A 9,901-nucleotide genomic window follows, 5' to 3' on the forward strand; every position below is an offset into this window, starting at 1 on the left:
GACGGGCGTTCCGGCGATTGGTCGGGCGTTCTGCGGATGGGCCGGATGTTCGGGGGGGTGGGCCGGGCCGAAGCGTACGGCCCGCCCGGCCCGTATGGGGTCCAGGGACCGGCCGCGCGCCACGACCGCCGTGCGCCACGGCCGGGCCCTGGCGCGGCCCCCACGTCCCCGGCCCCGCCCGCCGCCTACTGCTGGGTGCAGCCGCGGTCGCCCGTCGTGCGCAGGATGCAGGCCGTGGCGGCCTTCGCGGAACGTACGGGCACCATCGAGGTGTAGGCGTCGCCGTCGGCGTCCGCCTTGGCGCGGCGCTCCGTGCCCCCCGCGTCGCCCCGGATGCGCACCTCGTCCCCGACGCCCGCCCGGGCCATCCGGGCCCAGGCCGCGCCGCAGACCTTGCTGTACCGCACCTCCATGTAGGCGGGGCCGACCATCGCATCGGTGACGGTGGTGGCGTGCGTACCGCCGCAGCCCATCGCCTCCGGGTCCTTGCCGCCGCACGCGGCGCCCGTGCAGTGAACCCCGGCGGGCAACTGCACGGTGGGCGAGGGCGACGCCGCGGGCTTCTTCCGCCCGCCGTCGCCGAGGCGCAGGTCGAAGACGAGCACCGCGCCGGCGACCATCAGCAGGGCCCCGACGACGCCGGCCAGGAACATGCCCAGTCGGTGCCACCGCCCGTCCACGGGCCGCGAATCCACGGCCCCGTCATCGTCGCCACCCGCCGCGGCCGTGGCCGTGGCATGGCCCGTGGAAGCGGCGTCCCGCGCGCCCTTGCCGCCGGCAGCCGCCGACGCCCGCGGTCCGCGGTCCGGGCCCGCGGACCGCATCCCCATCGCCGCCACCGCGCCCACGTCGGCAGCCGCCCCCTGCGCTCCCCGCGCGGGCGTCCCCGCACCCGACCCCGCGGGCGCGGGCGCGCGCGAGGAGGAGGCGGGTGCGGCCGTCGCGGACGATCCGGTCGTACGCGATCCAGCCGTACCCGATCCGGTCGTACGCGAGGTGGACTTGCGTGACGCAGCCGTACGCGAGGTGGACGTACGCGACTTGGACGTGCGCGGTGTCGACGTGCCCGTCGGGGACGTACGCGACGTGGAGGTGCCGGTCGGGGGCGTACGGGGCGTGGACGTGCCGGTCGGGGGCGTGCGCAGGTCGGACGTGCCGGGGGCGGTCGGGCGCGCCGGCGTCGTCGAGGCGAACGGCCACGGCTGCTTCGCCGGCCGCTCGCCCGTACCGGTGGGCCGGGCGTCCTCCTGCGGCACGCGCGGCGGCAGCGCCGGACTCGGCGTCGGCAGCGCGAGGTTGCGCGGCCAGGCCAGCCGCGGGGCGCGCGGCGGCTCTTCCGCGTCAGCGTCGGCATCCGCCAGGCCGAAGCCGCCAGTGGCGAAGGGGTTGACCGGCGGGGCACCGGCAGCGGGGGTGCCGTCGGCGAACGGACCGCCGGCCCGCGCGGCCTCCACGGCGCCGAGGCGCGAGCCCCGACCCGGCTCCGGGCCCGGGCCCGTGTCCGTGTCTGGGCCCATCTCCGCGTCCGCGTCCGCATCAACGCCTACGCGCGCGCCCGCGCTCGTACCGGCACCCACACCCGCATCCGCGTCACCTTCCCCGCCCGCGACACCGTCCCTGCCGCCGTCCCTGTCGCCGTCCCCGTCGTCGTCCGCGTCGCCGGCTGCTCGGGCCGGCTGCGGGGCGGCAGTCTCCATGCCGGGTACGAACGCATCGGCTGAGGCGTACGCGGCGGCGGCTCGCCCGTCGTCTTCGGCGGGGTCCGCGTCCCGTACGGCGGTGTCCGCGTCCGAGGCGTCCCAGCCGGCCGGTACGGCGTCGTGCAGCGCGTCGGCGTCAACGGCGTCGGCGTCGCCCGCCCCGTCCACGTCCGTGGGCGCGGCCCTGCCCACGGTCCGGGCTGGTTCCGGCTCGGGCCCCGGGGCCGTGGCCGGGCTCGGCGTGACCGCCGCGGCCCCGGCCTCCCGCGCGTCCCCGGCGCGTGGCTCGCCAGTGGCTCCGTCGGACGGCGCGTCCGCGATGCTCGGCCGGTCGCGTTCGGTGTGCGGCGCCGGGGGTTTGGTCAGGTTGATCGATTCGGCAGCGGTAGCCAAGGCGGCAGCGGGTTCGGGGGGTGTCGTGCGGGTGCGGGCCGCCGCGGGGTGCGGGGCGGTCGGGCGCGCCGGGGTGTGGGTCAGGTGCCAGTTGAGCGTGGGGGTGGGGGCGGGGGCGGCGGCCCCGCTGGTGTCCAACGCGCGTTCCCGGTCGAGCACCGGCCAAGCACGCGGAACGGTGCGGCCGTTCGGCTGGCCCGTCCGGGCCGCCGCGGGGACCGAGCCCGGACGGAAGGCGCCCGGTTCGCCGGAGCCGTCGCGTACACCGGGGCCGTCGCTCGTGTCGGCGCCGTCGCGTACGCCAGCCCCGTCACCCGCGTCGGAGCCGTCGCGTACGCCAGCCCCGTCACCCGTGCCGGAGCCGTGGCCTGTGCCAAGGTCGCTGCCGGCGTCCACGTCATCAGCCGGGTCTGGGCCGCCGCCCGCGCCGGGGGTGGTCCCCGAGTCGCCCGCGTCCGAGTCATCGCCCGCGTCGAGGACGGCCTCGGGGTCGCCCGCGTCGAGGTCGTCCACGCGGCCCGCGCCGGCACCGACGGGAGGCTCCGTGTCGCGGTCGTCCGGTGCACCCGGGACGCCCGGGGCATCCAGGGCATCCGGTGCGTCCGGGCCGGGCCGCGCGGCAGCGTCCGCGGCGCGCTGCGGGGGCGCGTCGGTGGGGTCGTCGGTGAGCAGCGGCGCGGAGGCGTCGGCGGGGGCGTCCGGGCGCGCCGTGCTGGGCGGTTGGGCGGGCGCACCGCCCGACGCGGTCACCGGTGTGGCCCCGGGTGCGGCCTGGCCGGATATCCCGGCGCCCGGCGGCGGAGTGGCCGCGGTCGGGCGGGCCGTGGCCGGGGGCTCGCCGTGCTGCGTGGTGAGCCGCCCGCGCAGGGCCCGCCACGAGGCACCGGCCGAGCCCTTGGCCCGCCGCTTCGCGGGCCCCGCCATCGCCCGCAGCGGCGTCGTACGGGGCGCACCCTTCGCCGCGGCACCCGGGCGGGGGCCCGCGGCCACGGCAGCCGCATCGGCGGCGGTACGGGGAGCCTGCGCCGCAGCGTCAGCCGTGCGCGGCGCAGCCGGCCCGGCGCCGGCGGCCGTACGGGGCTCCGACGCCGCGCCATCGGGCACGCGCGGCGCAGCCGAGTCCCCGCCGTCGGGCACGCGCGGCGCGGCCGGCACCACATCAGCGGCCCGGGGCCCCGGCGTCTTGGGCACGGTCGCGGTCGCGGTCGGGGAGGGCGGGCCCGACGCCGTGTCGGGTTGCCGGCGGGCCGCCCGTACCGCGCGGTCCGCCGCTTCCCAGTGCGCGGTGAGTGCGCTCGGATCGGTCCCGGCCGCTGCGGTGAGCGCCGTCAGTGCGGCGCGCGGCGGGAGCGTGTCGCCGGTCAGATAGCGGTCCCAGGCGGCCGTTCCGTACCCGGTGCGGTCGGCGACCGCGGCCGTGCTCAGCCCGGCGTCGTCGATGAGCTCGCGCAGCTTCTCCGTGAACTCCCTTACGCGCGGATCGAGTTCCTCAGGAAGCTCGTCCCAGCGAGGCATCATCTCCCCAACCCCCCTGTCGTTCTCTGCCCGTCGGCCGCGCCTCGGGCCCACGGTGTGCCGGCCCCTACCGGGCCGGTGCGCCGTGCAGCGACGTGACGTCCCGTCGTGCACAGGCCATGCCCAAGGATGACAGTTCCCCCATTCGGGGCGCTGCGCGGCGCCCCCCGTCACGGTCCCGCCGCCTCGTCCGCGGCCCGGCCCGACGGCCGGCAGCCCGCCCTCGTACGCGCGCGTACGCACGCCCACTGCGTGGTCCGTACGCGCCCCGTGCGCGGCCCCCGGGGGCGAACCCTCCGCGCGCGTACCGTGCATGGCCCCGGCAGGGCCCTGGCACTGCCTCCCGTGCGCCCCGCGGCAGCCCCGGCCCGTCGCTGAGATCAACCCGTGCGCCCACCCCCGCGTCCCCCATCCCGTAGGCGGCCTCGCAGGGCTCCGTTCGGGCCCGGTGGAGGTGGCGAAGTGCCAGTTCGGGGCGGTTCCGTTGCGCAACTGCAACGCCGTACCGGAACAGTCACTTCCGCGCCACAGGGCCAACCCCGCGCTTGATCCGCGTCGAGCGCGGCGGTGATGCTCGTACACAGTTCGAAACGCGACCGGGAACACCCGCGCTCCAGTGCGACACCAGCGTGATACCACGACACCAGCGCGACACTGCTGTACCGCGCGTCAGTGGCCGTCACTTCTGGTACGGGGGGCGGGCCCGGGCGCAGCACGCGGCGGCTCGTCCTCCCACGGGGGTGGAGGGCGAGCCGCCGTCGTGTGTGGTGCCGATCCTCGCGCCGGCGCCGTCACGGCCGCCGCTCCGGCGCCACCGCTGGGCCCGCGGCCTACGCGTGCGCGTACGCGCGCGAGGCCGGCGGAACGGCCCGACGGAACGGGTTGGCGGGAAGCGCTGGCGGACCAGCGGCGGTCAGCGGCGCGTCAACGGACCGTGTAGTGGACGACGTCCTCCAGGAACGGGATCTCCAGCCACGGATCGGGCTGCGTCATCATCGACAACAGCGTGATCAGGGTGCCGAGCAGGCCGTAGGTGACCATGTCGGTGAAGCGCGACCGGACCGCGAGCATGCCGACCGACGGCAGCACCCACCGCAGCACCGCACCGACCAGCAGCGAGACGCCGATCACCAGGGTGCCGGCGCGGTGCGCGTCGAACGCGACGACGAGCAGCCCGGCGGCGACCCCGGCGAGCACCGTGAGCAGCGGCCACTGGCGGGCCGGTGCCGGGGCCTGGCCGCTGGCCGCGCGACCGCCGCCCTCGGGCCGTGCGGTGTCCCGGGTGATCAGCGGGAATCTGCGCGAGGGGCGCCCAGGGCCGGAGTGGCGCTGGGCCACCGTCCCGGCCCGTGGGCCCTGCGCGGCCCCGGACAGCGCTGCTGCGGCGGCCGTGCCGCCCTCACCGCTCGCGTGCGCACTCATGGCTGACGGCCCCTCTCCCCGCTCCTGGTTCAGTCCTGCGCCGCGTCCGCGGCGAGCGCCCGCTCGGCGGCCTCGACGACGTTGACGAGCAACTGCGCCCGGGTCATCGGGCCGACGCCGCCCGGGTTGGGCGAGAGCCAGCCGGCGACCTCGGACACGCCGGGGTCCACGTCGCCGGCGATCTTGCCGTGTTCGTCGCGGCTGACGCCGACGTCGAGTACGGCGGCGCCCGGCTTGATGTGCTCAGCCTTGATCAGGTGACGCACACCGGCCGCGGCGACGACGATGTCGGCCTGCTTGAGGAGGGCCGGCAGGTCGCGGGTGCCGGTGTGGCACAGGGTGACGGTCGCGTTCTCGGTCCTGCGGGTCAGCAGCAGGCCGATGGAGCGGCCGACGGTGATGCCGCGGCCGACGACGACGACGTGCGCGCCGTCGATCTGCACGTTGTGGTGGCGCAGGAGTTGGATGATCCCGTACGGGGTGCAGGGCAGCGGGCCCGGCTCGCCGATCACGAGCCGGCCCAGGCTCATCGGGTGCAGCCCGTCGGCGTCCTTGGCCGGGTCCATCAGCTCAAGCACCCGGTTGGTGTCGATGCCCTTGGGGAGCGGCAGTTGGACGATGTAGCCGGTGCACTCCGGGTCGTCGTTGAGTTCGCGGACGACCGCCTCGATCTCCTCCTGGGTGGCGGTGTCGGGCAGTTCGCGCCGGATGGAGGCGATGCCGACCTGGGCGCAGTCGCGGTGCTTGCCCGCCACGTACCAGGTGCTGCCCGGGTCGTCCCCCACCAGCAGGGTGCCGAGGCCCGGCTGGACGCCCTTCGCCTTGAGCGCCTCGACGCGGGTGGTGAGTTCGGACTTGATCGCGGCGGCCGTGGCCTTGCCGTCGAGAATCTGGGCGGTCATGGACCCATCCTCCTGGATAAGCGGGGACCGGTGCGCCCCCGGGGTGCGGGTCGGGCGGACCCGCACCCCGGGGGCGGTCCCGTGCGAGCTGGGGAACGGCGGGGTTGCGGCGCGGCCGGCGGGCCCTGGTGGGGGCCCGCCGGCCGGTGGGCTCAGTGGAAGAAGTGGCGGGTGCCGGTGAAGTACATGGTCACGCCGGCCGCCTTCGCGGCCTCCACGACCTGCTCGTCACGGACCGAGCCGCCGGGCTGCACGACGGCCTTGACGCCGGCCGCGGTGAGCACTTCGAGGCCGTCGGGGAAGGGGAAGAAGGCGTCGGACGCGGCGTACGCGCCACGGGCCCGCTCCTCGCCGGCGCGCTGCACGGCGAGCCGGGCCGAGTCGACCCGGTTGACCTGGCCCATGCCGACGCCGACGGTCGCGCCGTCCTTGGCGAGCAGGATCGCGTTGGACTTCACGGCGCGGCAGGCGCGCCAGGCGAACTGCAACTCGGCCAGCTCGGCCGGGTCCAGGGCGTCGCCGGTGGCCAGCGTCCAGTGGGCCGCGTCGTCGCCCTCGGCCTGGAAGACGTCCTTGGCCTGGGCGAGGCCGCCGCCGTCGATGGGGCGGAACTCGGCCGGCGCGGTCGGCGCCTGCGGGCAGCGCAGCACCCGGATGTTCTTCTTCTTGGCGAGCGCCTCGACCGCGCCCTCCTCGTAGTCCGGGGCCACGATGACCTCGGTGAAGATCTCGGCGACCTGTTCGGCCATGGCGACGGTGACCGGCTGGTTGACGGCGATCACGCCGCCGAAGGCGGACAGCGGGTCGCAGGCGTGGGCCTTGCGGTGGGCCTCGGCGACGTCCGCGCCGACCGCGATGCCGCACGGGTTGGCGTGCTTGATGATGGCCACGCACGCCTGGTCGGTGCCGTGGTCGTAGGCGGCGCGGCGGGCGGCGTCGGTGTCGACGTAGTTGTTGTACGACATTTCCTTGCCGTGCAACTGCTCGGCCTCGGCGAGGCCGCCGCAGCCGCCGGTGTACAGGGCGGCGGCCTGGTGCGGGTTCTCGCCGTAGCGGAGCACGTTCTTGCGCTCGTAGGTGACGCCGATGAAGCCGGGGAAGTCCGCGCCGTCGGACGCGTAGTCGGCGGCGAACCAGGAGGCGACGGCCGTGTCGTAGGCGGCGGTGTGCTGGAACGCCTCGGCGGCCAGGCGCTTGCGCTGGTCGAGGTCGAAGCCGCCGTCGGCGGCTGCGGCGAGCACCTGCGGGTAGCGGTCGGGGTTGACGACGACGGCCACCGACGGGTGGTTCTTGGCGGCGGCGCGGACCATGGACGGGCCGCCGATGTCGATCTGCTCCACGCACGCGTCGGGGTCGGCGCCGGAGGCGACGGTCTCCTCGAACGGGTACAGGTTGACGATGACCAGCTCGAAGGGCTCCACGCCCAGTTCGGTGAGCTGTTCGCGGTGGTCGGCCAGGCGCTGGTCGGCGAGGATGCCGGCGTGTACGCGCGGGTGCAGCGTCTTGACCCGGCCGTCCAGGCACTCGGGGAACCCGGTCAGCTCCTCGACCTTGGTCACCGGCACGCCGGCCGCGGCGATCTTCCCGGCCGTCGAGCCGGTCGAGACGAGTTGGACGCCCGCCGCGTGCAGGCCGCGTGCCAGCTCCTCCAGGCCACTCTTGTCGTAGACGCTGACCAGCGCGCGGCGGATGGGCCGCTTCGTACCTTCGACGGTCACGGGATTCTTACCTTTCGTCCCTCAATGCGGTAGCCGTGTCGGGCCAGGCGCCCCACGACATCGACGAGCAGCCTGCGCTCGATTTCCTTGATCCGCTCGTGCAGAGCGGCCCCCCCGTCTTCGTCGTCCTCATCCCGGACCTCGACCACGCCCTGGGCGATGATCGGTCCGGTGTCGACCCCGTCGTCGACGAAGTGGACGGTGCAGCCGGTGACCTTGGCGCCGTAGGCGAGCGCGTCGCGCACCCCGTGGGCGCCCGGGAAGCTCGGCAACAGCGCGGGGTGCGTGTTGACGATCCGCCCCCCGAAACGGGCCAGGAACTCCGGGCCCACGATCTTCATGAAGCCAGCCGAGACCACCAGGTCGGGTTCGTACGCGGCGGTCGCCGCGGTCAGCGCGCGGTCCCAGTCGGCGCGGCTGGCGTGGTCCTTCACCCGGCACACGAAGGTCGGCAGGCCGGCCCGCTCGGCACGCTCAAGCCCCGCGATGTCGCTCCGGTCGGCGCCCACGGCCACGATGGCGGCGCCGTAGCCGTCCGGGTCGGCGGCGATCGCGTCCAGCAGTGCCTGGAGGTTCGTACCGGAGCCGGAGACCAGGACCACGAGCCGGGCGGGGCGGCCGTCGGCGCGCGGCGGGGCGACGGTCAGCGCGGCGCTCCCGGCGGCCGGGGCCTGCTCAGCGGTGGCCAGGGCCTGCTCGGCGGCGGGCCCGTCGGCGGTGGCCCGGGGTGCGGAGGCGGCGGGGGCCGCGGAGGCGGTCGGGGCGTCGGCGCGGTCGGCACCGGCCGACGCGGAGGGGGGCGGGGCGGCCACAGCGGGTCTCTCTCTCGTGGTTCGCGCACGGTGCCGCACGCGAAATGCGGGGTCCGCACGCGGGGTGCAGCGGGTCTTGCAGGTCACGCGGGTCTTGCGGGTCACGCGAACGGGGTGGTGCGGGATCTTGCGGGTCGTACGGGGTCTGCGGTCCTGCGGGGGCCGCGGCGGCTCGGCCGGATCGGATCGGCCGGTACGGACCGGGCCCGGCCGGTGGACGCGGCGGGTCCGCGGGGGCCGGGCGGCCCGGTTGGCCCGCGCGGGCTGGTGCCGGTCCCGGCCCCGACGGGCGGATGCGTACGGGGCGGGGCGGAGGAACGGGTGGGGCGAGGTGGGCGGAGCGGGTGGAGCCGGTGGAGCGGTTGATCGGGCGAAGCGGTCGGATCGGGCGGAGCGGATGTGCAGGGGCTGAGGCTGGGGCGAACTGTGGCGAACCGGGGCGGTCCGAGTGGACGGGGACGCTCTCGGGCGACCCGGGACGGGCTGGGGCGGACAGGGACGGACGGGCCCGGCGGGGCCGGCCGCCCGGTTGGTCACCGAGCCACTGGCCGGTGGTTGACCTGGCCTTTCCACCGCCTTTCCACCGCCAGCAAGGCTTTGTACGGTCGTACGAGATCGCGGAACACAGAATTCCAGGGAACTCTACGAAGCGATCGACCGTCGGCAACGATACCGGCACACGGAACGGCCCCCACGGGACGGGGGCGCGCGCGGGAGGTAGCGTCTGGACTGCGAATCCGCCGGGAAAACCGGAGGATCCGCCCCGGAGGCCCGGGAAAATCACCGGATGTCCGGGGCCGGCAGGGGCGGGGCCGTGCGGATCGATCGGGGGATTCGCTGATGACGTGGGAACCACAGTCCCGCCCGCGCCCAGGCCGGCCGGGGACCGCCGGGCCACCAGGCCCGGCACGCGGGACGACGACACAAGGGGAAGACACACTCCACATGCCGGACCCATGCCGCCGCGCGGCTCACCGCTTCCCACAGTCCTCCGTCCGCAGCGGGGGGACGCGATGAGGTACGCCGACACGCCCCGCGTCGCGCCGCTCCTGCGCGACCAGCGGCCCCCGTCGTCGGCCGCCTCCCCGGGCGACGACCGGGACGGCCGCCCGCAGGCGCAACAGCCACACCAGCCGCACCAGCCGCAGGACGCACAGCCGGGCCAGCGGCCCGGCCAGGCGTCCGGTCAGGCGCCCGCGGCGCCGGGCGCGGGCCGGGGGCCCGAGGACCCGCGCGGTAGCGAGCCGGTCGGCGGCCGTCGCGAGGACGAGCAGCCCGCCGCTTCCGCCGGCCAGGGCGGCCCGCACGCCGGCCCGAGCGGCCCGGCCGACGACCCGCGCGGCAGCCAGGACGGCACGCCCGCCGGCGGCCGAGACGGCGGCTCCGACAGCGGCGCCGCCGGCGAGGGCCAGCCGCCGGCCACCCCGCAGACCCCGGGC

The 9,901-nt window shown here is 76.5% G+C and carries 5 protein-coding genes and 1 pseudogene; 1 reads left to right on the plus strand and 5 read right to left on the minus strand.

The features are described 5' to 3' along the window. Positions 1-185 precede the first annotated feature (185 nt). The 5 genes from ACMA1D_RS19510 to purN all read right to left on the minus strand — a co-directional run bounded on the left by ACMA1D_RS19510 (position 186) and on the right by purN (position 8,297). The gene (locus tag ACMA1D_RS19510; RefSeq protein ID WP_414725277.1) at positions 186-3,611 is read right to left on the minus strand and encodes a DUF2690 domain-containing protein; all 3,426 of its coding nucleotides are present in this window, start codon (positions 3,609-3,611) and stop codon (positions 186-188) included. Positions 3,612-4,532: 921 nt separating this feature from the next. Then, positions 4,533-5,030, minus strand: coding sequence for a DUF3017 domain-containing protein (locus ACMA1D_RS19515; protein WP_414725278.1), 498 nt, complete (start codon positions 5,028-5,030; stop codon positions 4,533-4,535). A gap of 29 nt (positions 5,031-5,059) precedes the next feature. Continuing rightward, positions 5,060-5,932, minus strand: a complete 873-nt coding sequence (locus ACMA1D_RS19520) for a bifunctional methylenetetrahydrofolate dehydrogenase/methenyltetrahydrofolate cyclohydrolase (RefSeq protein WP_414725279.1) — start codon at positions 5,930-5,932, stop codon at positions 5,060-5,062. A gap of 152 nt (positions 5,933-6,084) precedes the next feature. After that, on the minus strand, positions 6,085-7,650 hold the full coding sequence (gene purH / locus ACMA1D_RS19525; protein WP_414725280.1) for a bifunctional phosphoribosylaminoimidazolecarboxamide formyltransferase/IMP cyclohydrolase: 1,566 nt from the start codon (positions 7,648-7,650) through the stop codon (positions 6,085-6,087). Beyond that, on the minus strand, positions 7,647-8,297 hold the full coding sequence (gene purN / locus ACMA1D_RS19530; RefSeq protein ID WP_414725290.1) for a phosphoribosylglycinamide formyltransferase: 651 nt from the start codon (positions 8,295-8,297) through the stop codon (positions 7,647-7,649). Before purN ends, purH begins: the two co-directional genes overlap by 4 nt. A 1,178-nt stretch (positions 8,298-9,475) precedes the next feature. On the opposite strand from purN, the pseudogene ACMA1D_RS19535 reads away from it, so the two are divergent. Further along, positions 9,476-9,901: pseudogene (locus ACMA1D_RS19535) on the plus strand (hypothetical protein); the annotation flags it as partial.

The sequence above is a fragment of the Streptomyces sp. 796.1 genome, assembly GCF_047525675.1.
In the GTDB taxonomy this organism is placed as follows: domain Bacteria; phylum Actinomycetota; class Actinomycetes; order Streptomycetales; family Streptomycetaceae; genus Streptomyces.

Coding starts and splice junctions, on each gene's coding strand:
- ACMA1D_RS19510 (WP_414725277.1), bottom strand. CDS start 3,611: ATGATGCCTCGCTGGGACGAGCTTCCTGAGGAACTCGATCCGCGCGTA.
- ACMA1D_RS19520 (WP_414725279.1), bottom strand. CDS start 5,932: ATGACCGCCCAGATTCTCGACGGCAAGGCCACGGCCGCCGCGATCAAG.
- ACMA1D_RS19515 (WP_414725278.1), bottom strand. CDS start 5,030: ATGAGTGCGCACGCGAGCGGTGAGGGCGGCACGGCCGCCGCAGCAGCG.